The following is a 22,560-nucleotide window of genomic DNA, read 5'->3' as shown; positions in this document are numbered from 1 at the left end:
ATAACAAAAATCATTCCCTTTATATGAAATTCGAAAAGAAATCTTTGAAATTTTTAGAGAAATATTTAAACACTTCATCACCAACAGGTTATGAGCATAACGGGCAAAAAGTCTGGATGGACTATATTACACCATACGTAGACAAAGTAGAAGTTGATCATTATGGAACCTGCTACGGAATTATCAATCCTGAAGCAGAATTCAAAGTGGTAATCGAGGCTCATGCTGATGAAATTTCCTGGTACGTAAACTATATTACTGATGACGGGTTGATCTACGTAATCAGAAACGGAGGTTCGGATCAAACCATCGCACCTTCTAAAGTAGTTAATATCCACGGTGAAAAAGGAATTGTAAAAGGAGTCTTCGGATGGCCGGCAATTCACACAAGAAGCACTAATCAAAATGAACCGACTCCAAAAATTGACAATATTTTTATCGATTGTGGAGCGATCTCAAAACAGGAAGTTGAAGACTTGGGAATTTTTGTAGGATGTATGATTACGTATCCTGATGAATTTTTCGAAATGAACGATCGCTATTTTGTATGCAGAGCTTTAGATAACAGAATCGGAGGATTTATGATTGCAGAAGTTGCAAGACTTTTAAAAGAAAACAAGAAACAAATTCCTTTCGGTTTATATATCACCAATTCTGTACAGGAAGAAGTTGGTCTTTACGGAGCAGATATGATTGCAGATACTATAAAACCTAATATCGCAATCGTTACAGATGTTACCCATGACACAACAACACCAATGATTGAGAAGAAAAAAGAAGGTGATCAGAAGTGTGGTGACGGCCCGGTTGTGTTTTTTGCTCCAAGCGTACATCACACAATCAGAGAATTGATTATCGACACTGCAAAAGCAAAGAAAATACCTTTCCAAAGAGCAGCAGCAAGCAGAGCGACAGGTACAGATACAGATGCTTTTGCGCACTCTAACGGCGGTGTGCCAAGTGCTTTGATTTCCTTACCTTTGCGCTACATGCATACAACGGTAGAAATGGTCTCTAAAGAAGATGTCGGAAATGTGATTCAACTGATTTACGAGACACTTTTGAAGATAAAACCAGAAATGAAGTTGAAGTATCATTAAAATGAAGAATCCATTATATTATTTAGTCCGAAAGCCAACTATAATATCAATTGCAACTGTGCTGTTTTTTATTTACATCACTTTTTTAATGATATACAAACTTTTTAATCCACCAAAGATAGGCTCCGGATATAATATGATTCTTGAAATGCTATTAATTTTCAGCATCGTACCTGTTGTATTATTTATAATTGACAGATTACTGGTTATTAAAATTAATAATATCAAGTTAACAATCATTGAAACAATAGTGATTGGGAGTATTCTCTCATATTATTTTATGTTTGTCAATCCATTTTAAAAGATAGAAATAAAGTAAATTATAAAAAGTAAAAATGAAAACTAAGCTTATTGCTCCTTCCCTTTTATCTGCAGACTTCGGGAATCTGCAAAGAGACATTGAAATGCTGAATAATTCTCAAGCCGACTGGTTGCATATTGATGTGATGGACGGAAGATTTGTTCCAAACATTTCGTTCGGTTTTCCGGTAATGAAAACAATTCAGCAACATGCAAAGAAATTTGTAGATGTGCATTTAATGATTGTAGAACCCGAAAAATATGTTGAAGAATTTATCGATTATGGTGCCAATCTGGTCTCTGTACATTACGAAGCATGCACGCATCTTCACAGAACAATTAACCTTATTCAAAGTAAAGGAGCAAAGGCGGGTGTAGTTCTCAATCCTTCTACTCCGGTTTTGATGTTGGAAGATATTATTGCAGATGTCGATTTGGTATTATTAATGAGTGTAAACCCAGGTTTTGGCGGACAAAAATTCATTGAAAACACGTATAAGAAAATCGCTGAAACGAAAGATCTTATTTTGAGCAATAATTCCACAGCTCTTATTGAAGTTGACGGTGGAGTTAATTTAGACAACGCTTCAAAATTGTTTGAGGCCGGTGCAGATGTTTTGGTTGCCGGGAATGCGGTTTTCTCTACTGAAAATCCTGAGAGAACTATTGAGCTTTTGAAAATTTAAATAAAAAAAAGGCAGTCTTATCAACTGCCCTTTCTTCTCATTAATGAGAGATTATATGGTTATTAGTTTTCTTTTTCTTCTGATGACAGCTAATCTGATGAGCTGTTTTAATATGATATAAAGGTGGTAAAATAAATTACATCAACCTATCCGTAAAAACACGGAATTTTTAACTAATAATATTTATCTTAATATTTACTCTTAGAATAATTCAAAATTGATTATCATAAATTGAATAATCATATATTTATTTAAAATCAATCTAAATAGTTGTTTTTATAAAAATGTAATTTAAATTATGTTTTTTTAGGACTAAATGGCAGATAAAATGATTGTCAAAACATGAGCATAAAAAAAATCCGGAAATTATTCCGGATTTCTTATTTAGTAGATTTTACTTAGAAAATCTCTCTTCCTGAGAAATGAAATTGAGCTTCAATTAACGCATTTTCGTTAGAGTCTGAACCGTGCACAGCATTCTCTCCGATGCTTCTGGCAAACATTTTTCTGATAGTTCCTTCAGCTGCTTCAGCAGGATTTGTAGCCCCAATTAAAGTTCTGAAATCTTCAACTGCATTGTCTTTTTCTAAAACTGCAGCAACAATAGGACCTGAACTCATAAAGTCAACTAATTCTCCGTAAAAAGGTCTTTCTGCGTGTACTTCGTAGAATTTTTTAGCATCAGCAACAGTAAGTTGAGTTAATTTTAATGCTTTAATTTTGAATCCTCCTTCTGAAATTTTTCCTAAAATAGCACCGATATGACCGTCAGCAACTGCATCTGGCTTAATCATTGTAAATGTAATGTTTGACATAACTGAATATTTTTTTTAATGGCGCAAAATTACGAAAAATATCCAAAATATAATTTTAATTTAATTTTAACACTAAATAACTTTTATTAACAAATTTCAAAAACATTTTTGGCACAGTAATTGTTATTATTAATTCGATTCTCATGTTTAATTTGAGTTTTCATGGTTATTAGTTTTTACCCAGCTTCGGCTGGGTTTTTTTATTTATAACAATAGGTGTTTAAAATTGTAAAATTCGTAAGTTTATAATAAGAATAAACGTAATAAAATAATTAATTGCTTCAAAATCAATCAAAGAAATAAATTACAGTTGAAAAAAACGGTGAAAATTATTTATTGTGGGAGTTTTCTTCTGCCTCATCCATGAGCTTTACATAGGTAGAATATCGCGTAGGCTGAATTTCTCCGGTTTCCAGAGATTCTAAAACAGCACACTTTGGCTCATTCACATGCATGCAATTGTGATATTTACACTCCTCCCTTTTCTTGAATATTTCGGGGAAATAATGCTGAACTTCCTCTTTTTCAATATCAATCATCGCAAACTCACGTACACCAGGAGTGTCGATCACGTTTCCACCAAAGTCCCAAAAATGCATCTGAGCAAAAGTTGTGGTATGTTTTCCTTTGAGATGAGTGTCAGAAATTTCTGAAGTTCGCAAATTAAGGTTTGGCTGCATTGCATTTACCAATGTAGATTTACCGCAACCCGAGTGACCAAAAAATACAGAAGTTTTATCTTTGAGTATGTCAACAAGATCATCCAAATTAAGTTTAGAATAAGAAGATATTTCCAAAGTTTGATACCCAATTTCGTTATATAGAAATTCAATATCTTTTACAATTTCAGATTCTTCTTCTGATAAAACATCCATTTTGTTAAACAAAATGAGCGGTTTTATATTATAAGCCTCGCAGCAAGCGAGAAATCGGTCAAGAAAACCGAGAGATGTTTCGGGATGTTTTAATGTAAAAATAAAACAGGCCAAGTCTATATTTGAAGCAATAATATGTGCTTCTTTTGAAAGATTTACAGATTTTCGAATCAGATAGTTTTTTCGGGGCTCTATTTTTGTGATCCATGCAACATCATCCTGTTCAAGCTGAAATTCAACAAAATCACCAACGGCTAAGGGATTTGTAAGTCTGGTTTTTATCAGTTTAAATTTTCCACGAATTCTCGCTTCAAAAATTCTTCCGGTTTCTGTTTCCAAAACCTGATACCAACTTCCTGTAGATTTAATGATTTTTCCTTTCATACGATAACTGCAAATATAAGGAATTAGGTTTTAGATATAGGATTTAGTTTATATCACATTTGTTGAGTTATAAATTCTAAATCCTAATATCTTTTTTAAAACCAATCTTATTTATTAATCATAATATTGTTTTGAACCTCAATAGATTCTTCGTGAATTGCTTTGAATACTTTTTCAATAAAATCTTGTGACATTCCTGTTTCTGAAGCTTTTTGTGCAGCATATTCGGTAATTACTTTCCAACGATCCGGCTGGAAAATAGCAATATCATTCTCTTTTTTCAGTTTTCCGATTTTCTCAGAAATTCTCATTCTTTGGGAAAGCAACTCGATAACCTGAAAATCAAGATCAGAAATTAAGGTTCTGTGTCTGCCCATTTCATCATCGAAGCCAGCCAATCCTGTGCTTCTCACTTTAAGATTAGAAATCATCTCACCCAAAACTTCCGGAGTAATCTGTTGTGAAGCATCACTCCATGCTTCATCAGGATTACAATGTGATTCAATAATAGCGCCCTGGTAACCTACATTCAAAGCTTCCTGAGTGATTCCTGCCAATCCTGTACGGTTTCCACAAATGTGTGAAGGATCAATTAAAATAGGAATATTGGGAAACTGACTTTTAAAGTCTAATGCAATCTGCCAGTTTGGGTTGTTTCTGTATTTTGTTTTTTGGTATGTAGAAAAACCTCTGTGAATAGCTCCCAGATTTTTAATATTCTGCCCCAAAAGCCTTTCTAAAGCACCAATCCATAAAGCTAAATCAGGATTTACAGGATTTTTTACCAAAACTATTTTTTCAGTTCCTTTTAATGCTTCTGCAATTTCCTGAACGGTAAAAGGGTTCACTGTAGAACGTGCACCGATCCATAAAATATCAACATCTGCTTTCAATGCAGCATCTACGTGATGAGCATTGGCAACTTCAGTTGCGGTTTTAAAACCATATTCTTCCTTTACTTTTTTTAGCCAGTTTAGACCAATTACGCCAACACCTTCAAAGCCATTCGGTTTTGTTCTCGGTTTCCAGATTCCTGCACGGAAAATAGGAACTTGTGCATGGGTTGCTTTAATTCTTTTGGCTGTTTCCAGCATTTGCTGCTCGCTTTCTGCGCTACATGGCCCTGCGATGATGAGTGGCTGCTGAAACTGATTAATCCAGCTGTTTTCCAAATCTGTTAAATTCATATTGTTGTAAATTTATATTTTTAAATTAAAGTCAATAGTATATGTATTATAAAATTTATTTTTATAATTCTTTCAAAAAAATGTCGTTCAAAAATTGTTGTGAAATCAGGAATCTAAAATTGAGTCCTTATATTTTTTTTAAGAAAGAAATTAAATTAGCTATACCAATAAAATCGATAATAACTTCTAAAATTTCTATAATAAAAAGAGGCAAAAGAAAGATAACTGCTTAAGAAATAAGCAGGTGTAGTATTGATTTTTGTAGCAAAATCAGAGGTATATGGAATTTTGGAATGTTCCACTTTTATACTATAATTTATCTTTTGTTTTGTAAATATTTAGCAAATATATAAAAAATTATGACAAATCGAACTTCATCAGATCATCAAGATCTTTTAATAATGGATTCATCTCTACAAATTTCTCGAAGATTTTCTTTTTGGTAACAATTTCTATCTTAAGATTTTCGTGATCTTTTTTAAATTCAAAAACTATAGAATGGTTGTTAACTTTGTGTTTAAAATGATTAAAAAACTCTATACTTATCTTGTCAAACTCTCCTTTTGCAGAATCTGAAGGGTAAGAAATCTGGATTACTTTTTCGTCTATTTTATGGAGTTTAAAAGCTTTTATGGCATTAAAAACTACCGGATCTTTGGTACGAAGTTGCTTTAGAAGTTCTGCCCATTCATTTTGAAGATCAGTTTCCGTAAAGTGGTGTTCCGGCAGATTATCAGTGTTAACAATAACTGATTTCTCGGTTTCATCAGTTTTTTCTTCTTTGTTTATAAAAGAATTGATACTAAATCCTGAAGAGATGTTAGGCTTTGATAGTGGTTTTGAAGCTTTTTTAATAACTTCTAAAGGTGGCTGTTCAGGTGTAGGCTGAGGCTGAACTTTTATTTCAACTTCCTGTTTTTTCTCCAGAGTTTGGGTAGGCAACTTAACTTCCTGTTTCTCGCTGAGGAAAGGAGCTAATATTATAAACTTTTTTTTTTAGCTGTTTCGCCACCGGCTGAAAGAGACGATAATTGCATTAAGGCAATTTCTACGGTAAGTCTGGGGTTTTTTGAGTTTTTATAATTGATATCTGCGTGATTGCAAATTTCTATTCCGTCGATTAAATTTTGCGGACTCCATTTTTGCCCCTGCTCTACGAATTTTACTTTAGTCTGCTCACCGACTTCAATTAAATCTATTGTTGAAGAATTTTGAGCCATCATCAGATCTCGGAAATGGTTTCCAAGTCCGGCAATAAATAAATGTGGATCAAAACCTCTTTTTACAATTTCGTTAAAAGCAAAAAGTATTTCCGGAATTTTATTTTCTTTAGCAAGATCAACAATTTTCAAATATTGATCATAATCTAAAATATTGAGTACTTCAGCAGCTTTTGCGAGAGTAATATTTTTTTGAGAAAAAGTAGAAAGCCTGTCAAAAATTGAAAGAGCATCTCTCAATGCACCATCAGCCTTTTGTGCGATCAGATACAATGCATCATCTTCGTACTTTACGTTTTCTTTTTCTGCAATACCTCGTAAATGTTGCTGGATATCAAGAATCGTAATTCTCTTAAAATCATAAATCTGACAACGCGATAAAATAGTTGGAATAATTTTATGCTTTTCGGTTGTTGCCAAGATGAATATAGCATGAGCTGGAGGTTCTTCTAATGTCTTAAGGAATGCATTAAATGCAGCGGAAGACAACATGTGAACCTCATCAATGATATACACTTTGTATTGCCCAACTTGAGGCGCAAAACGTACCTGATCAATCAGTTCACGAATATCATCAACAGAGTTATTGGATGCCGCATCAAGCTCATAAATATTATAAGCAAAACCATCCTCGGAAACAGAACCATCTTTTTCGTTGATTTTTCTTGCCAGAATTCTGGCGCATGTAGTTTTACCAACGCCACGCGGCCCACAGAACAAAAGAGCCTGAGCCAACTGGTTTTCTTCAATAGCGTGTTCTAAAGTATCTGTGATATGAGATTGCCCAACAACGGTATCAAACTGTTGAGGGCGGTATTTTCTTGCAGATACGATAAAATTTTCCATTGCCCAAAAGTAAGAAATATAGTTTTAATTTAAAAGTTTTAGTTTTCAAAATTTAGTAAACTCATTTTTACTTTTGGGTAACAGAATGTTATTTACTGTAAGCGTAGTCTATAATATCTACCAGTGCTTTTTCGATCTTCTTTCTACCTTCCTCAGTTTTCATCTCAATTCCGCAGAAAGTATTTCCGTTGTAACCGGTGTAAAGATTCAAATGATAAATACCAGCTACCAGGATTGCTGTAATAGCTCTGTACTCTTCAGCTTTATCACCAAAATGAGGATCTGTAATGTTTTTGAAGAGCTCTTCTCCTACTTCTTCTCTCTGATCCAGAAGTTTTTTAAGAACAGGTCTGCTCTCAGACATTTCCCAAACTAAAATCTTCTGTAGTTCTTTGTTTTTCTTTAAGCTTTCAAACTGGTTTAGAATCGCCTGTTTAGACATTTCTTTTCCACCGTCAGATAAATCAATATCACTTGCTGGCTCAAATTTGCTCCAGTAATCTTGTGATTTAATGTATTCATCAATTAATTTGTCTGTGCTTCCGAAATATTCATAGATTAGTTTTTTATCAAAACCGGCAACAGCAGCAATTTTGCTCACCATTAATCCTGAATATCCTTTAGTTTTCAAAATCTTTCCTACTGCATTCAGTAGTTTTTGTTTTGTTTTTTCTTTGTCTCTAATCGGACCTTGTACAACTTTTCTGGGCATCGTTTCAATTTATTTGCTAAAAAGCAATTATTTAATATTTAAAAATCTTACACAACATCTAATCTTTTGTTTATAAAAGTTTTAGAAGGTTTCTTTAGTTATAAATATACATCTCTTGAGGGAGAATTGTATAAGACATATTTCTATTAACTACGATTTTTTTCATCATCCGGTTTTACTCTGTAAGAAACAAACAAATTATTTTTTTATATTTCAGTTTTTTGTCAAATAAAGATTGCAAAAATAATGCATCTAAATTAAATAATGATTATAAAATAATATCAATTATTCAATAAATTTAAAATATGGATATAATATAATCATAATTTATACTAATTAAAAATTACAATCATAATAAAAACATTTTACTGTAAATGATATAGTGAATTAAAATAATTCACAATTCTTAATTAAAATTACGTTTTTTTTCAATATCAAATTAAAATTTAAAGTAGATGTTTTATTGTTTTTTTAAAGCACCTCTGTACTGTTGCATGTTTAGTGCCATTCTCACTTTTTATTGTAACTTCTTTTAATTGTTTTACTGTTTCACGAATGTATCTTTGCGACCTGCAATTCAATTTAAATGAAAATTATTCCTATAAAAGAAGGTAATTTTATTGCCGATCAATCTAAAAATTTTAAAATTCTCGAAGGAAATCAGGATTCCAAAGGAATTAAAATGTCTATTCAGCCTTTTTTAATCATAACCGAAAATGATTATATCCTTTTGGATACAGGCGTAGGCTGGAAAAATAATGAAGGTGAATTGATAATAAATGAAGTTTTAGAAAAAGAAAATATTCAGAATACCCAAATCACGAAGGTTCTTCTTTCTCACTTACACAAAGATCATATTAACGGAACTTTAGTGAGAACAGATTCGGGTTTTGAATCTAATTTTCCTAATTCTCAAATTTATATTCAAAAAAGAGAACTAAGCTTTGCTTTTGAGAGCCGTGTAAATCCATCATTCGATTTTGAAATTTTAGAAGCACTCGTTCAACAACCGAATATTGTCTGGATGGATGATGATCAGGGAAAAATAAATAATGAGATTTATTATGAAGTAGTAGGCGGTCATACCCCTTTTTTGCAGGTTTTCAAAATTGTTGAGAATAATGAAATTGCTTTTTATGGTGCCGATAATCTGCCACAAGAATCTTATTTAAAATATCATGTTGCTTACAAAAGTGATTTTGGTGGTAAAAAAGCAATGCAGCTCCGCATAAAATGGCAAAAAGAAGCCATTGAAAATAACTGGAAAATTCTTCTCTATCATGATCTTGAAAAGAGCATTTTGCAATTATAATTCATAAAACTCCTGCAAAAAATATCTACAGGAGTTTTATTGTAAATTTTAATATTGACTCACTTTATTTAAAAGCTCAACATCTTCAGAACTTAATTTTAACTCAGGAGCAGCAAATAAAGTTTTCAGTTGAGATTCGCTGGTTGCGCTTACAATTGGAGCTGTTACTAAAGGATTTGCTAAAAGCCAAGCTAATGCAACAGAAGCCTTAGTAGTTTCTAATCTAGTACTGATTTCATCCAATGCTTTTAAAACATTCAAACCTTTGTCATCTAAATATTTTCTAACGCCCTCTCCTCTTGCGCTTTTATTCAGATCATCTTCACTACGATATTTTCCGGTAAGAAAACCTGCCGCCAAAGACCAGTAAGTAAACACACTCAAGTCATATTCTTTGACCAGATCAGCATATTGAGATTCAAATTTTTCTCTTTCAAGTAAATTATAATGTGGCTGTAATGCAACATATTTAGGAAGGTTATTTTTATCTGCAACTTCAAAAGATTCTTTCAGTCTTTCAGGTGAAAGGTTTGATGCAGCAATATATCTCACTTTTCCAGCTTTAATAATTTCATCATATGCCTCTAAAGTTTCTTCAATGGGAGTTTTCTGATCGTCAAAATGTGTATAATAAAGATCAATATGATCGGTCTGAAGTCGAGCAAGAGATTCATCAACCGACTTTAGAATATGTTTTTTACTGATATCAAAACCATGTTCTTTGGTTTCTGAACCTACTTTCGTTGCAATTACAAGATCATTTCGATTGTTTCTTTCTTTCATCCATTTTCCGATAATTTCTTCCGACTGACCGCCTTTTCCATTTACCCACCATGAATACGTATCGGCTGTATCAATAAAATTAAAACCTCCTGCTGTAAACTGATCCAGAATATCAAAAGACTCTTTTTCATTTAAAGTCCATCCAAAAACATTTCCGCCAAAATTGACAGGTGCTACCAAAAGATCAGTATTCTTTATTTGTCTTTTTTCCATAAACAGATTATTTTATTAAAGTAGGCTAATTTAAGAACAACGTTTTGAAAAGTCGCTTCACAATTCAGTTTTAATAAAAATGCAGTCAATAGAAAATTTCGATAAAACAATAAACTAAATCTTGAGGTAAAAAAAATATTTATGAATAAGAAAATTTGTTTTAAATTTGTTTTTTCGAACAAAGGAAATGGTGTCTTCCTTACCCAACCGCATTAAAAAAGCTGATGGCGCCTGATTAGTTGAATGTTTTACCATTTAATCAGGCTATTATGTTTAAAAAAGATAAAAAATCGGTTTTCAGAATTCTTCTTATTTTAATTCGTCTATTTTTCAGAAAGCATCCTTCTGTATTTTTTGTAGTGAAATGGCTTTTCATTACTGCACTTATCGGATTTTTAATAGGAGGTGCATCTGCTTTTTTCTTACAAACTTTAGAATGGGCAACGCAGTTCAGAGAGAATCATGTTTGGATAATTGTTTTTTTACCTTTGGGTGGATTTTTGGTCGGCTTACTCTATTATTATTTTGGAAAAGATGTTGAAGCGGGCAACAATTTATTATTAGAAACCATTCAGCAGCCTGCAAAAACAATTCCTTTTAAAATGGCACCAATGGTGTATTTGGGAACAATAATTACGCATTTTTTCGGTGGTTCTGCAGGACGCGAAGGAACAGCTTTGCAGATGGCAGCAGCAATTGCCGATCAGTTTTCAAAGCCATTAAGACTTTCAACAGACGATCGGAAAATTTTAATTATATCTGCGATTGCAGCAGGATTTGGATCAGTTTTCGGAACACCATTTGCCGGAGCGATTTTCGGACTGGAAGTTTCTCTTACAGGAAGAATAAAGTTCAAAGCTTTATTGCCGGCTATCTTTGCCTCAGTTATTGCTGATTGGGTTACCAAATCATTAAACACTCATCACACCGAATATTTCATCAGTTTCGTACCTGAAATTTCATTGTTAAATATTCTATATGCTGTTATTGCCGGTATATTTTTCGGTATTTGTGCTGCACTTTTTGGTAAGACAATTCATAAAACAGGAGATTTTTTTAAATCTAAAATTTCTTATCCGCCACTACGACCATTTATAGGAGGAATCATTATATTATTATCAGTCTGGTTAATCGGAACGACAAAATATCTTGGTTTAGGAATTCCAACGATTTTAGATTCTTTTTCACAACAACTTCCGGCTTATGATTTTGCATTAAAAATCATTTTTACAATTATTACACTCGCATCCGGTTTTAAAGGCGGTGAAGTGACTCCGTTATTTTTCATTGGTGCAACATTAGGAAATGCTCTGGGGTATTTTATCCCTTTGCCTTTAGCGCTTTTAGCAGGAATGGGGTTTGTAGCAGTCTTTGCGGGAGCAACCAATACGCCGATTGCATGCAGTATAATGGCTATTGAATTGTTTGGAATTGAATGCGGAGTTTATGTTGTTATCGCATGCGTTGTTTCGTATTTACTATCCGGGCAAAACAGTATTTACAAAAGCCAGATTATCGGTACACCTAAACACAAAAGATATTGGAAAAGAGATGAATATCTTTAAATAAACTAAGACCGAAGATTATGAGTTCGGTCTTAGATATAAGATTTATTTTTACAATTCCGGGATTATAATTTGTTGTAAGCCAGATTTAAAATTTTCTAACTGTTTTTTTATCTTTTCTTTTTGTGAGGAAAAGAAAGATGTCTTCTCAAAAAGGTCTTCGTAATAATGTATTCCTTCTAAAAGATTAGATTTAAAAGTTTTCCATTTTTTAATTTGAGAATTATTGAGTTCTGCCGAAAAATTTAAAATTTCATTCCTTAAATGATCAACATACATTTTCAATTCATTAATAAACATATTCGGTCGCTCGGTTTCAGGAAGAATATTTCCATTTCCATAAATATGCTGAATCATTTCCGAGAGAGAAACTTCTTTATCAAAATAAGCCAGATTCGGTCCCGGACAAACAACAACACCTTGTTTTTCACCTTTTATTTCAATTCCATTTTCTAAATATGCTGAATTTACTAAACCTACACAAAGACATGCTTTATCGGTGATTTCTCTTTTTTTAGACTCAAATTGTTTCGGAGTAATTTCACTTTTTAAGGTTTCAAGATCCTTAAGTTTAATATCCTGATATTTTTTTGAAGCTGTACAAATACCTTTTGGAGAATATTCTTTGCTTAATGCCAATAATTTTTTAGGACATGAGCTGCCAAATTTATTTTTGGCTTCTCTGTAGTGTTTTAATATTTCATTTGAAGTTCCTTTTACCGTATTAAAAGGAACTCCCAAAGGAGAAATATTACTCAGATAATAATCATCTTTCTTCGATTGTGCCAAAAGATCGCGCGTTTCACGATCTACTGAAGTCGCTTCGGGAACCAATAAAAAGGGTGAGCCCCAACCAATACTGTCAACCTTGTAATTTTCAATAAGAAAATCATGTTCCTCAGAAGTTCCTACTCCACCCTGAACGGTAATTTTCATTTCTAAAGGCTCAGCCGGAATATATTTTTCTTTCTGCTCCAGCGCTTTAATCATCAGAGAATGTGCTGAAGAAATCAATTCATTTTTCTTTAATCTAAATTCTTCCATGATTGGGCCAAGCAATAAACCTTCTGTTGCAAAAGCATGTCCGCCACAATTAAGTCCGGATTCAACTCTGTATTCTGAAACCCAAAGTCCTTTTTTAGCCAAAAAATTCCCCTGAATCATTGCAGAACGAAAGTCGCTTACTTTAAGAATAATTTTCTTTTTTATATAATTATCAGAATCAGGAAAAAAGTCATTAAATTCTTCAATATAACTGTACAATCGGGGATTCATTCCGGCAGAAAGCACCATTGACGAAGCTATTTTACTTCGGGCAAACCCTCTGAGAGAAGCATGTGCATCATTGTAAATCACAGGAAGCTGTTTGTTGTTGAGATAATTATCTTTATCAACTTTGGTCATAATATTGACATCAATACTTCCGGGAGTAAGATTTTTCTCAATAAAATTTTTAATATTTGAAGTAATAGAATCTTTTTGATTCAATATATTCTGTAAACCACTTTTAATCTCGGATGTATTTGGCAGCATGACCATGAAATTTTTCAGGGCATCGGTATTTTTAGAAATTTCATCTTTAAAAGATTCGAATTTTTCTGTAACAATATCATCCATCATATCCAGATAATCTGTAATTCTTTTGGCTCTGTAATCTTCGGTTTTTGAAGAAATTCCAAAATAATTAAGATTAAATTTTTTACTGTAGAAATTTTTCATCTTCTCTACAATTTCGTCATCGATGATTGATATAACTGAAGAAATTCCGTACTGTGCAACACGAATTGGGCTGTCAATCGTGTAAGATAATCCCATGACAGGGATATGAAAACTGTGTAAAGGCTTATTAATCATTATTTTAAACAATAATATTTTACTTTCATGTTGATGAAAGCGATAATGATCTGAAAACCTGTATTCTCTACAAAAGTATATAATTAAGATAAGCTATGCAAAAAATAGTGAAGATGATATGAAGATGCAAGTGCAGACTATTGATTGAATATAATTTTTTTTATAAAATCAATCAAAGATTAGGTACCACATAAGTAATGTGAGGCATAGTATTTGCAATTTGTAGTTTATACATAATTAATACCAGCACCCAATAATATGAAAGTTACAGACCTAAAAATTAAAAATCTTGTTGAATACAGAAATGAGATTTTTACAATAACAGAGATTTTTCAGAATGAAAGTGATTATTTTGTTAAGATTGAAAATGAAAATCACTCTCTTTCTGTACCTGCAGAGCAAATCAGCCCTATTCAGATTACAGAATATTGGCTAGAGAAATTTGGCTTCTTGAAAACATATGCTTCAGATGACCATATTATTCGTTACGAAAGACCAGAATCTTTCATTAAGTATGATATTGACTTAAACTCTAAGAAGATTTTTGAAGGTTTAAAAATTTATGGAAATTCGATAAGATGTAAATATATACACGAATTCCAAAATATCTTCTCTTGTCTTTTTGGTAAAGAAACTACAGTTTTTATGAAGAGCTCTTTTCACAAAGCTGCTGTTTAAGAACTGTTTGATTAAATTCAGATATTCAAAAATCCCCGGCTAATTGTCGGGGATTTTTTTATGTTATTCTTATTTTATTAGAAGCTTCTACCCAATTGATCTTGCTGCAATTTTTACAGATTCCTGCATTTCCTTCTTCTTTTTTTTCGGTAAAGCCACAAAATGTACAAGAAAAATAACCTTCTTTTTTGATATACCTTGTCGGATGATCCAAAGAATTCAACATAATCGGAAGTCCGTATTTCACATCTTTATCTTCATAAAAGAAAACGCTGATCTCCCCGGAAACTTCTTCAATAGCAAACTCAATTTGACCTAAATGTGAAATTCCTTTCACTCTCAATTCTGCAAAAAACTCATCGCTGCCCAGGTTTTCTTTTTTAAAGTTATCAATGGCAAAAACGCCGTGCTCAATAAGGCATAATGCTTTACCTTCAAATAAATTTTCTATTTTTTTGAATCTCCCTATTAATGCTGTAATTGTAGAATATAAAATGATGATTACCAAAAAAACAAGCATTGATGAAACAATTCCTACTTCTTTATAAAACATAGGATCTCCGGCTGCAGAACCTAAACCAATAATTACCACTAACTCGAAAATAGAAAGCTGTTTCACTCCTCTTTTTCCTAAAACACGGAGACTTACAATGATGGTAAGAAACATAATGATGGTTCTGAGAACTATTTCCAGGAGAAATCCCCAGTCTTCGGTACCTAAAAACAATTCTTTCCAGGTAAAGTTTAATAAAGTAGCTATAAGCATGATTTAATTTTAGATTCAGAGATTCAAAAAATACGCCACGGAAAAATTGAGATAAGCAAAACGCAAACAGGATTCTTTTAGATATTACCTTTTCGAAAAAAGCTCAACAATATAATTTTGTTGAGCATTATAATAAAGAATTATGCTTTAAAACGTAATTCTGAGAATCTTCAGGGTTTGTGGATTTCTCCGGACAGAAAAAACAGCTTAAAATCACTTAACAAGATAAAAACATCTAAAGCTGAAATCGAAATGGAAGGTACATTGAAAAAAGCCAATCCCAGTACTAACGATTGCTGATTTTAGTGATGTCTTGTTCCTTTTTGATGATATGAAACCTGTTGACTTGCATTGTAATTATTATTAAGATGTTGATCATTAAAACCAGGTTCCACATGATTCTGAACAGGTACATTATTTTCTGGAGTTTCTAAACGTAATTTTCTTCCGTTTTTATAAACATCCCCTTCAGCAGTGCGATACATTTGATTTTCTTTATATTTATTTCCATCAGGTGCAGTAAACATTTGATTTTTGTTTGCTCTGTTTTTTCTTTTGTGGTTTAAAAAAACTAAAACTCCACCCGCTACAACTCCTAAAGCAATTTTTACTGAATTTTTCATAAAATTAATATTTCTTCACATAAAACAAAAGCATTGCCAATAATAACTGATGTGGTATCTCTAAATTTTTATTTTACAAAAAAAGACTGTCAACTAAACATTGACAGTCTTAAAAAACTTGAGTTAAAAACATAGATACAAATATTGGATTGATACATCTATACTTCAAAAATATAAATATTGGTTTTATTTTTTTATGATCTAACGCATAAAAGCAATATGATGATATTAATCAACAATTAAAGGTCAAATTTTTACATAGATTTCTTTTCAACTCCGATAGGAAACACTAATTTTGCGTCTCATATTTAGAATAAATAAAAATAACAATGAAAAAGATACTTTATTCTGCTTTATTACTTTTTTCTGTAATAATCAGTGCTCAAAAAAACACATTATTACAAGCAGATTTCTGGAAATCTAAACCCAATGTTGAAAAAGTAAAGCAGGAAATTGCCAACGGAAACAATCCGTCTGAGTTCAACGGAAGTACTTTTGATGCAGTTTCTCTTTCACTTACCAATAAAGCTCCTCTGGAAACTGTAAAATTTCTTCTTGAACAAAAAGGAAATTCTGTAGATAAACTGACGCATGACGGTAGAATTTATCTTCACTGGGCTGCAATGGCTGGAAATCCGGAAATCATTGAATATTTTATTTCTAAAGGTTCTGATGTAAACAAATTAGATACGAAAGGTTTAACGCCGCTTGCATTTGCTGCTATGTTTGGTCTAAATGATCCTAAAGTTTATGAAACATTTTTCAAGGCTGGCGTAGATCCCAAACATCAATATAAAAACGGAGCCAATATTTTACTTTTGGCTATAGGAAATGACAAAGACGGATCGTTACAAAAACTATTCACCTCAAAAGGTCTTTCTATTAAAGATACAGATGAAACCGGAGCAACTGCTTTTGACTATGCCGCAAGTTTCGGGAATATAGAACTGTTAAAATCATTAAAGAATCAGGGAGTAAAGGCTTCAGATAAATCTTTGATTAATGCCGCTCAGGGAACAAGAGCCGTTACAAATCCGCTTTCTGTTTATCAATATTTAATTGATGAAATAAAATTGAATCCTTCTGCAACAAACGCAAACGGAGCAACCTCTTTACAGATTATTGCTAAAAAAAATAATCAAAAAGAAATCATCGATTATTTAATTAGCAAAGGAGTTGATGCCAATAAAGCCGACAGTGAAGGAAATAATGCATTAATCATCGCTTCAGGAGGGCGAGATCTTGAAAATGTAAAAGCAATTGCAGCAAAAACTAAAAACATTAATGCTATAAATTCTAATGGAGAATCTGCTTTAACACAGGCTGTCCAAAGTGGTTCTGCAGAAATCATTAACTTTTTAATTTCGAATAAAGCAGATGCAAAAATTGTTGATGCGAAAGGGAATAATTTAGCTTATTATTTAATTCAGTCTTACAGACCCGGACCACAAAAAGGAGCAGATGAATTTTCAGAAAAATTAAATATTCTTAAATCAAATAATGTAAATGTTACTGCTTCGCAAAAAGACGGTAATACACTACTCCATTTAGCGATTGCAAAAAACGATCTTGATCTTTTGAAAAAATTGAGCGATCTCAAAATAGATGTTAATTCTGCTAATAAAGAAAACATGACTTCACTTCACAAAGCGGCTTTGGTGGCAAAAGATGATCAGGTTTTGAAATATTTGGTTTCATTGGGTGCTAATAAGAGCATCAAAACAGAATTTGACGAAACTGCTTACGATCTTGCTTCAGAGAATGAAAGCTTAAAAAATAATAATGTATCAATCGACTTTTTAAAATAATATTATATGAAATATTTTAAAATTCAGGCTTTAGGAATTTTAATGGCACTATTTTGTTCAAGTTTTGCCAATGCTCAAGCTTCAAAATATAAATGTATGCTTCAGTTGACCAGTTATGGCGGTGAAGGAGCTTATGTTGTTGTGTCTCTCATCAATCCAAAAGGAGGTTACGAAAAGACACTTTACATGATGGGACCCGATGCAAAATGGCACGATACATTGAAGGAATGGCATAAGTTTCAGAGCAAAAAGCCTGTAAAATTAAATGCAATTACCGGAGCTTCTGTAGCAGATGGAGACAGAAGTATTACTACGTTTTCTATCGAAGATAAATATCTGAACAAAGGGTACAAAGTGCGTTTTGAAACCGCCGTAGAAGATAAAAAATACAATGTAGCCGATTTAGAAATTCCTTTCACAACAGATGCAATTATCAAAAAAACAGAAGGAAAAGGCGGATACATCAGATATGTAAAACTCAATAAGCTTTAAAAAAAACCTGCAAATGACCTTATCAATTTGGAGGTATGCCCACTTAACTTTAGCAATACTGACTTTTTTATTCTTAATAGTAGCTTCTACCACGGGAATAATTTTAGCATATGATGCAGCACAGGAAAAAACACAGCCTTATCGCGTTGATGATTTCAGTAATATAAACCTTGCACAGTCTTTACCGGAGCTGCGCAAGGTTTTTCCGGAAATTACAGAGATTATCGTTGATCATAATCAGTTTGTAACCCTTGAAGGAATAGATGATAATGGTGAAAATATCAAAGCATACATCGATCCTTTAACCGGAAAAATCCTGGGAAAACCGGTTGAGAAAAGTAAATTTATCAATTGGATAACCTCACTGCACCGATCTTTATTTCTAAAAGAAACGGGAAGATTTGCGGTGGGAGTTGTTTCTTTTTTATTAATGATCATCAGTATTTCAGGGCTTATTTTGATTATCAAGAGGCAAAATGGAATCAGGCATTTTTTTGACAATATCAAGAAAGACTTTTTCTCGCAATATCTGCATGTCGTTTCCGGAAGGGTTTTATTAATTCCAATTTTAATAGTTTCTCTTACAGGTACTTATCTTTTTATGCATCGTTTTGAATTGATACCAAAAGGAAAAAATGAAAAGATTGCTCATAAAATCACCAATTCTGAAACTCAGATAAAGTTAGCTGACTTCCCTATTTTTAAAGAAACAAAACTCAGTAAAGTCAAGAAAATTGAATTTCCTTTTATTGAAGATGATTCCGAAGAATTTTTTGTTTTAAAACTGAAAGACAGAGAAATTACCGTTAATCAAATTAATGGCGAAATTGTAAAAGAAGAAAAATATCCGCTGACTATTATTTATGAAAATCTAAGTCTTACGCTTCATACAGGTCGTGGAAGCGTTGTTTGGTCAATCGTTTTAGCGCTTTCTTCCGTTGGAATTTTACTGTTTATCTATTCAGGTTTTGTCATTACTTTTAAGCGAACCAAAAATAAAATCAAAAATAAATACAAATCTGAAAATGCGGAAATTGTCATTTTTGTAGGTTCAGAAAATGGTTCGACTTTAGGTTTTGCCAATAAAATTCATACTCAACTCTTATCAGACGGGAAAAAATCATTTATTACAGAGCTTAATCAATACAAATTTTATCCTAAAGCAGAGCAGTTTATCATTTTTACTTCAACTTATGGTTTGGGTGATGCTCCGACTAACGCTTCCAACTTTAAAAAACTTTTAAAAGAATTCCCTCAAAATCAAAGTGTAAAATATTCTGTAGTTGGTTTTGGATCAAAATCTTACGAAGGTTTTTGTGGTTTTGCGATTGAAGTTGACCAGTTATTATCCGAACAAAACTGGGCAGAACCTCAACTTGAAATTTTTACAGTCAACGATAAATCAGCAGCAGAATTTACAGAATGGGCAAAGCAATGGAGCTATAAAACAATGATTCCTTTGGCAACTGCACCTTCTTTATACAGCGAAAAAATTCCTTCTTTAAAGAAAATGAAAGTCATTGGAAAAAGTGAAATTGTTGATGAAGTAACTACTTTTAAAGTGATTTTAAAACCTAATTCTTTAGTGAAATTTAAGTCTGGAGATTTGCTGGCAATTTATCCTGAGAATGATCATAAAGAAAGATTTTATTCTATCGGAAAAGTGAATGGAGCCATTCAGTTGGTTGTAAAACTTCATGAAAATGGTATCGGTTCAGGATTTTTACATCGCTTACAAGAAAATCAGGAAATAAAAGCCAGGATTATTAAAAATTCAGAATTCCATTTTCCGAAAAAGGCTTCTGAAGTGATTATGATTGCCAACGGAACCGGAATTGCACCTTTTTTAGGAATGATCGATGAACAAACCGGGAAAATGAAAACTCATTTGTATTGTGGTTTCAGAAAATCAAGCGAGCTGACTGTTAATTACGAATATTTTGCTCATGAAAACATTAAAAAAGGAAAATTATCGTCTTTTAATTTAGCATTTTCCCGTGAAGAGAAATCTCAATATGTAATGGATTTGGTTGAAAGAGATGCTGAATTATTTACCAATTCATTGGAAAACGGAGGTTTTATCATGATTTGCGGAGCATTAAAAATGCAGCATGATGTAGAGGACACTTTAAGAAAGTTGTGCACCTTAAAAAATAAGGATTACGAGACTTACAAACTAAACGGACAGATTTTAACCGACTGTTATTAATTTTAAAGCACATGAAAAGTCTGAAAAGTTTTTCTCATTTATTTTTGGTCCTGGTTTCTTCATCAGTATTTTCTCAGGTTCAAAGAAGCAGATTGGTTACTTTAATGGGAAGTAAATTTGAAATTACTTTGGTAGATAAAGATTCTCTTTCAGCAGAAAAAAATATTGATAAATCTGTAAGCGAAATCCGAAGAATTGAAAATTTAATTTCAGAATGGAATCCGGAAACTCAAATTTCGGAGGTCAATGGAAATGCAGGAATAAAGCCTGTGAAAGTTGACGCAGAAGTTTTTGCTTTAACTGAAAAGGGAATTTATTTTTCTCAATTGACTGACGGAGCTTTTGACATCAGCATTGTCGCAATGGATAAAATCTGGAAATTTGATGATTCTATGAACGAATTACCCTCTGAAGAATCCATCAGAAATTCGGTAAAAAATGTGGGATATCAAAATATTATTTTAGATAAAAGCAATTCGACTATTTTTCTTAAAAATAAAGGAATGAAAATAGGTTTTGGGTCGATAGGAAAAGGCTATGCAGCTGATAAAACCAGAGAATTGATGAAAAGTTTTGGAGTAAAAGCAGGCATCATCAATGCTTCAGGAGATATTTCAACGTGGGGCATGCAGCCTGACGGAACACCTTGGGCAATTGGAATTAATAATCCGTTTAAAGATGATACAATTGCAGCAGTTCTTTATTTAAAAGAGAATGCTGTAACCACATCGGGAAGTTATGAAAAGTATGCCGAGATTAATGGAAAAAGATATTCTCACATCATGAATCCCAAAACGGGATATCCTTCAACCGGACTGACAAATGTTACCGTTGTAGGTCCGAATGCAACAATGGCAAACGGCTTCAGTACTTCAATAATGGTTTTAGGAAGAAAGAAAGGTTTAAAACTAATAAAAAAGTTCCCCGATTACCAATATTTACTGATCACTGACACAGGGAAAATTATAAAAAAGCTCAATGAATAGATATAAATTATGCCATTCTGAATTCCAGAATGGCATATTTATTTTTCTCAGTGTAAAGTGTCAATTTTTATTTTTGTAAATAAAATAACTAATTAATAGCGTAAGGTTAACGAGTACAGCAAAAGAATTCGACAAAATAATGGGTAGCTCGTTTTGCTCAAAACCATACCAAACCCACAGCGAGAGCCCTGTAATAAGAATAACAAGCATTAACCAGGAAATATCTTCTACGTTTTTTGTTTTGAGAACTTTAATCAGCTGCGGCATTGATGCGATGGCAGTTAAAGCGCCGGCAATTAGCCCTAAAATTTCTACATCCATTTTTTTAGTTTATCCGTTAACGATAATTCCACCATTAGGATGTAAGACTTGTCCGGTCATTTGCGCAGAAGCATTGGTTGCCAGAAAAAGGTACGACGGCGCAATTTCTTCAGTGCTCGCATTTCTCTGCAAAGGCGGTTTATTTTGATCTTCCTCTTCTTCGCCAAATGTCTCTTTGGTAAGCGGTGTTGCAACTGGTCCGGGAGCCACGGCATTTACTCTTATTCCTTTCGGTTTTGCCTGTAACGCCAAAGATCTTGTAAAAGAAACAATAGCTCCTTTTGTCGCTGAGTAATCTAATAATTCTTCATGCCCCTGATAAGCGACTGCAGAGGTTGTGTTAATAATAGAACTTCCCTCTTTCAGGTATGGGAAAACAGCTTTTGTAAGAAGAATCATCCCGATAATATTTGAGTTAAAAGTAGTGCGAATATCCTCTTCCTTTAGCTTTGTAATATCATCATTTGGAAATTGAATTCCTGCGTTATTGACTAAAATATCAATACCACCCCACTTTTCTACTACTTTTGATGTTGTCTCCTGACAAAAACTATTATCATTAACATCTCCTTTAAAAATCATGCATTGGCGACCCAAATACTCAATTTCACTCTTTGTTTTTTCAGCATCTTCAACATCTGAGTGAAAAATAATAGCAATATGAGCGCCTTCTTCAGCAAAAAGTAAAGCTACTGATTTTCCTATCCCGCTATCTGCTCCGGTAATTAAAACTGTTTTACCATTAAGTTGTAATCTGTTCATATTTTTGTGGTTATGGTTTAAAATAAAATTCAGCATAAAATTATACACTGAATTTTTTTATTT

22 protein-coding genes and 1 riboswitch are annotated in these 22,560 nt (G+C 32.7%); of the genes, 10 read left to right on the top strand and 12 right to left on the bottom strand.

Annotated features, from left to right (window positions below; all coding sequences use genetic code 11):
• Nucleotides 1–23: 23 nt before the first annotated feature.
• Together OH814_RS01665 and rpe are read left to right on the top strand one after the other, a co-directional pair.
• The gene (locus tag OH814_RS01665; protein WP_308826853.1) at nucleotides 24–1,100 is read left to right on the top strand and encodes a M28 family peptidase; all 1,077 of its coding nucleotides are present in this window, start codon (nucleotides 24–26) and stop codon (nucleotides 1,098–1,100) included.
• A 335-nt stretch (nucleotides 1,101–1,435) separates the two neighbouring features.
• Nucleotides 1,436–2,086 (top strand): ribulose-phosphate 3-epimerase, encoded by a 651-nt coding sequence (gene rpe, locus OH814_RS01660; protein ID WP_115618919.1) that lies wholly within the window; start codon nucleotides 1,436–1,438, stop codon nucleotides 2,084–2,086.
• A 398-nt stretch (nucleotides 2,087–2,484) separates the two neighbouring features.
• On the opposite strand, the gene OH814_RS01655 is transcribed toward rpe, so the two are convergent.
• The 6 genes from OH814_RS01655 to OH814_RS01630 form a co-directional block, all read right to left on the bottom strand.
• Nucleotides 2,485–2,901: a nucleoside-diphosphate kinase gene (locus OH814_RS01655; protein WP_074228878.1), complete on the bottom strand. Its 417-nt coding sequence runs from the start codon at nucleotides 2,899–2,901 to the stop codon at nucleotides 2,485–2,487.
• 329 nt (nucleotides 2,902–3,230) lie between these two features.
• Nucleotides 3,231–4,160 (bottom strand): ribosome small subunit-dependent GTPase A, encoded by a 930-nt coding sequence (rsgA, locus tag OH814_RS01650; protein WP_076558655.1) that lies wholly within the window; start codon nucleotides 4,158–4,160, stop codon nucleotides 3,231–3,233.
• A gap of 107 nt (nucleotides 4,161–4,267) precedes the next feature.
• Nucleotides 4,268–5,347, bottom strand: a complete 1,080-nt coding sequence (locus OH814_RS01645) for a chorismate mutase (RefSeq protein WP_308826852.1) — start codon at nucleotides 5,345–5,347, stop codon at nucleotides 4,268–4,270.
• 357 nt (nucleotides 5,348–5,704) lie between these two features.
• Nucleotides 5,705–6,289, bottom strand: a complete 585-nt coding sequence (locus tag OH814_RS01640; protein WP_308826851.1) for a hypothetical protein — start codon at nucleotides 6,287–6,289, stop codon at nucleotides 5,705–5,707.
• 38 nt (nucleotides 6,290–6,327) lie between these two features.
• Entirely contained in the window at nucleotides 6,328–7,413 is a 1,086-nt protein-coding gene (gene dnaX, locus OH814_RS01635; RefSeq protein ID WP_076558658.1) for a DNA polymerase III subunit gamma/tau, read from the bottom strand.
• 88 nt (nucleotides 7,414–7,501) lie between these two features.
• Nucleotides 7,502–8,125, bottom strand: coding sequence for a TetR/AcrR family transcriptional regulator (locus OH814_RS01630; RefSeq protein ID WP_076558660.1), 624 nt, complete (start codon nucleotides 8,123–8,125; stop codon nucleotides 7,502–7,504).
• 586 nt (nucleotides 8,126–8,711) lie between these two features.
• Between OH814_RS01630 and OH814_RS01625 the strand changes: the two genes are divergently transcribed.
• On the top strand, nucleotides 8,712–9,437 hold the full coding sequence (locus OH814_RS01625) for an MBL fold metallo-hydrolase (RefSeq protein ID WP_279196069.1): 726 nt from the start codon (nucleotides 8,712–8,714) through the stop codon (nucleotides 9,435–9,437).
• A gap of 48 nt (nucleotides 9,438–9,485) precedes the next feature.
• Here the strand turns inward: OH814_RS01625 and OH814_RS01620 are convergent, their stop codons facing one another.
• On the bottom strand, nucleotides 9,486–10,433 hold the full coding sequence (locus OH814_RS01620) for an aldo/keto reductase (protein WP_308826850.1): 948 nt from the start codon (nucleotides 10,431–10,433) through the stop codon (nucleotides 9,486–9,488).
• A 174-nt stretch (nucleotides 10,434–10,607) separates the two neighbouring features.
• Nucleotides 10,608–10,674, top strand: a riboswitch (Fluoride riboswitch).
• 28 nt (nucleotides 10,675–10,702) lie between these two features.
• Here OH814_RS01620 and OH814_RS01615 point away from each other — a divergent pair.
• Nucleotides 10,703–11,998, top strand: a complete 1,296-nt coding sequence (locus tag OH814_RS01615; protein ID WP_308826849.1) for a voltage-gated chloride channel family protein — start codon at nucleotides 10,703–10,705, stop codon at nucleotides 11,996–11,998.
• 51 nt (nucleotides 11,999–12,049) lie between these two features.
• Here OH814_RS01615 and OH814_RS01610 read toward each other — a convergent pair whose 3' ends face one another.
• Nucleotides 12,050–13,852, bottom strand: a complete 1,803-nt coding sequence (locus OH814_RS01610; RefSeq protein ID WP_308826848.1) for a hypothetical protein — start codon at nucleotides 13,850–13,852, stop codon at nucleotides 12,050–12,052.
• A gap of 258 nt (nucleotides 13,853–14,110) precedes the next feature.
• Between OH814_RS01610 and OH814_RS01605 the strand changes: the two genes are divergently transcribed.
• Nucleotides 14,111–14,530, top strand: coding sequence for a hypothetical protein (locus OH814_RS01605; protein ID WP_076558668.1), 420 nt, complete (start codon nucleotides 14,111–14,113; stop codon nucleotides 14,528–14,530).
• Between the two features lie 58 nt (nucleotides 14,531–14,588).
• Here the strand turns inward: OH814_RS01605 and OH814_RS01600 are convergent, their stop codons facing one another.
• On the bottom strand, nucleotides 14,589–15,296 hold the full coding sequence (locus tag OH814_RS01600) for a DUF421 domain-containing protein (protein WP_123884907.1): 708 nt from the start codon (nucleotides 15,294–15,296) through the stop codon (nucleotides 14,589–14,591).
• 120 nt (nucleotides 15,297–15,416) lie between these two features.
• Between OH814_RS01600 and OH814_RS01595 the strand changes: the two genes are divergently transcribed.
• Nucleotides 15,417–15,596, top strand: a complete 180-nt coding sequence (locus OH814_RS01595; RefSeq protein WP_308826847.1) for a hypothetical protein — start codon at nucleotides 15,417–15,419, stop codon at nucleotides 15,594–15,596.
• Between the two features lie 2 nt (nucleotides 15,597–15,598).
• On the opposite strand, the gene OH814_RS01590 is transcribed toward OH814_RS01595, so the two are convergent.
• Nucleotides 15,599–15,919, bottom strand: coding sequence for a hypothetical protein (locus OH814_RS01590; RefSeq protein WP_308826846.1), 321 nt, complete (start codon nucleotides 15,917–15,919; stop codon nucleotides 15,599–15,601).
• 329 nt (nucleotides 15,920–16,248) lie between these two features.
• Here OH814_RS01590 and OH814_RS01585 point away from each other — a divergent pair, with 329 nt between their 5' ends.
• Genes OH814_RS01585 through OH814_RS01570 form a run of 4 tightly spaced genes read left to right on the top strand, consistent with a single transcriptional unit; the run spans nucleotide 16,249 to nucleotide 21,414 of the window.
• Complete coding sequence (locus tag OH814_RS01585) at nucleotides 16,249–17,727, top strand: ankyrin repeat domain-containing protein (protein ID WP_308826845.1); 1,479 nt, start codon at nucleotides 16,249–16,251, stop codon at nucleotides 17,725–17,727.
• 6 nt (nucleotides 17,728–17,733) lie between these two features.
• Complete coding sequence (locus OH814_RS01580; protein ID WP_308826844.1) at nucleotides 17,734–18,219, top strand: DUF2271 domain-containing protein; 486 nt, start codon at nucleotides 17,734–17,736, stop codon at nucleotides 18,217–18,219.
• 13 nt (nucleotides 18,220–18,232) lie between these two features.
• A complete protein-coding gene (locus OH814_RS01575; RefSeq protein WP_308826843.1) occupies nucleotides 18,233–20,428 on the top strand; it encodes a PepSY domain-containing protein in 2,196 nt (731 codons plus the stop codon).
• Nucleotides 20,429–20,439: 11 nt separating this feature from the next.
• A complete protein-coding gene (locus OH814_RS01570) occupies nucleotides 20,440–21,414 on the top strand; it encodes an FAD:protein FMN transferase (RefSeq protein WP_308826842.1) in 975 nt (324 codons plus the stop codon).
• 60 nt (nucleotides 21,415–21,474) lie between these two features.
• On the opposite strand, the gene OH814_RS01565 is transcribed toward OH814_RS01570, so the two are convergent.
• Complete coding sequence (locus OH814_RS01565; RefSeq protein ID WP_115618906.1) at nucleotides 21,475–21,735, bottom strand: SemiSWEET transporter; 261 nt, start codon at nucleotides 21,733–21,735, stop codon at nucleotides 21,475–21,477.
• A 9-nt stretch (nucleotides 21,736–21,744) separates the two neighbouring features.
• Complete coding sequence (locus OH814_RS01560) at nucleotides 21,745–22,497, bottom strand: SDR family oxidoreductase (protein WP_201134026.1); 753 nt, start codon at nucleotides 22,495–22,497, stop codon at nucleotides 21,745–21,747.
• Nucleotides 22,498–22,560: the final 63 nt, after the last annotated feature.

This window comes from Chryseobacterium sp. CFS15 (assembly GCF_031118795.1).
Lineage (GTDB): Bacteria > Bacteroidota > Bacteroidia > Flavobacteriales > Weeksellaceae > Chryseobacterium > Chryseobacterium indoltheticum.
This window is presented reverse-complemented; position numbering and strand designations above follow the sequence as displayed.

Excerpts from the sequence above, each read along its gene's own strand:
- OH814_RS01665 (WP_308826853.1), top strand. The coding sequence starts at position 24 with ATGAAATTCGAAAAGAAATCTTTGAAATTTTTAGAGAAATATTTAAAC.
- rpe (WP_115618919.1), top strand. The coding sequence starts at position 1,436 with ATGAAAACTAAGCTTATTGCTCCTTCCCTTTTATCTGCAGACTTCGGG.
- OH814_RS01655 (WP_074228878.1), bottom strand. The coding sequence starts at position 2,901 with ATGTCAAACATTACATTTACAATGATTAAGCCAGATGCAGTTGCTGAC.
- rsgA (WP_076558655.1), bottom strand. The coding sequence starts at position 4,160 with ATGAAAGGAAAAATCATTAAATCTACAGGAAGTTGGTATCAGGTTTTG.
- OH814_RS01645 (WP_308826852.1), bottom strand. The coding sequence starts at position 5,347 with ATGAATTTAACAGATTTGGAAAACAGCTGGATTAATCAGTTTCAGCAG.
- dnaX (WP_076558658.1), bottom strand. The coding sequence starts at position 7,413 with ATGGAAAATTTTATCGTATCTGCAAGAAAATACCGCCCTCAACAGTTT.
- OH814_RS01630 (WP_076558660.1), bottom strand. The coding sequence starts at position 8,125 with ATGCCCAGAAAAGTTGTACAAGGTCCGATTAGAGACAAAGAAAAAACA.
- OH814_RS01625 (WP_279196069.1), top strand. The coding sequence starts at position 8,712 with ATGAAAATTATTCCTATAAAAGAAGGTAATTTTATTGCCGATCAATCT.
- OH814_RS01620 (WP_308826850.1), bottom strand. The coding sequence starts at position 10,433 with ATGGAAAAAAGACAAATAAAGAATACTGATCTTTTGGTAGCACCTGTC.
- OH814_RS01615 (WP_308826849.1), top strand. The coding sequence starts at position 10,703 with ATGTTTAAAAAAGATAAAAAATCGGTTTTCAGAATTCTTCTTATTTTA.
- OH814_RS01610 (WP_308826848.1), bottom strand. The coding sequence starts at position 13,852 with ATGATTAATAAGCCTTTACACAGTTTTCATATCCCTGTCATGGGATTA.
- OH814_RS01605 (WP_076558668.1), top strand. The coding sequence starts at position 14,111 with ATGAAAGTTACAGACCTAAAAATTAAAAATCTTGTTGAATACAGAAAT.
- OH814_RS01600 (WP_123884907.1), bottom strand. The coding sequence starts at position 15,296 with ATGCTTATAGCTACTTTATTAAACTTTACCTGGAAAGAATTGTTTTTA.
- OH814_RS01590 (WP_308826846.1), bottom strand. The coding sequence starts at position 15,919 with ATGAAAAATTCAGTAAAAATTGCTTTAGGAGTTGTAGCGGGTGGAGTT.
- OH814_RS01585 (WP_308826845.1), top strand. The coding sequence starts at position 16,249 with ATGAAAAAGATACTTTATTCTGCTTTATTACTTTTTTCTGTAATAATC.
- OH814_RS01580 (WP_308826844.1), top strand. The coding sequence starts at position 17,734 with ATGAAATATTTTAAAATTCAGGCTTTAGGAATTTTAATGGCACTATTT.
- OH814_RS01575 (WP_308826843.1), top strand. The coding sequence starts at position 18,233 with ATGACCTTATCAATTTGGAGGTATGCCCACTTAACTTTAGCAATACTG.
- OH814_RS01570 (WP_308826842.1), top strand. The coding sequence starts at position 20,440 with ATGAAAAGTCTGAAAAGTTTTTCTCATTTATTTTTGGTCCTGGTTTCT.
- OH814_RS01565 (WP_115618906.1), bottom strand. The coding sequence starts at position 21,735 with ATGGATGTAGAAATTTTAGGGCTAATTGCCGGCGCTTTAACTGCCATC.
- OH814_RS01560 (WP_201134026.1), bottom strand. The coding sequence starts at position 22,497 with ATGAACAGATTACAACTTAATGGTAAAACAGTTTTAATTACCGGAGCA.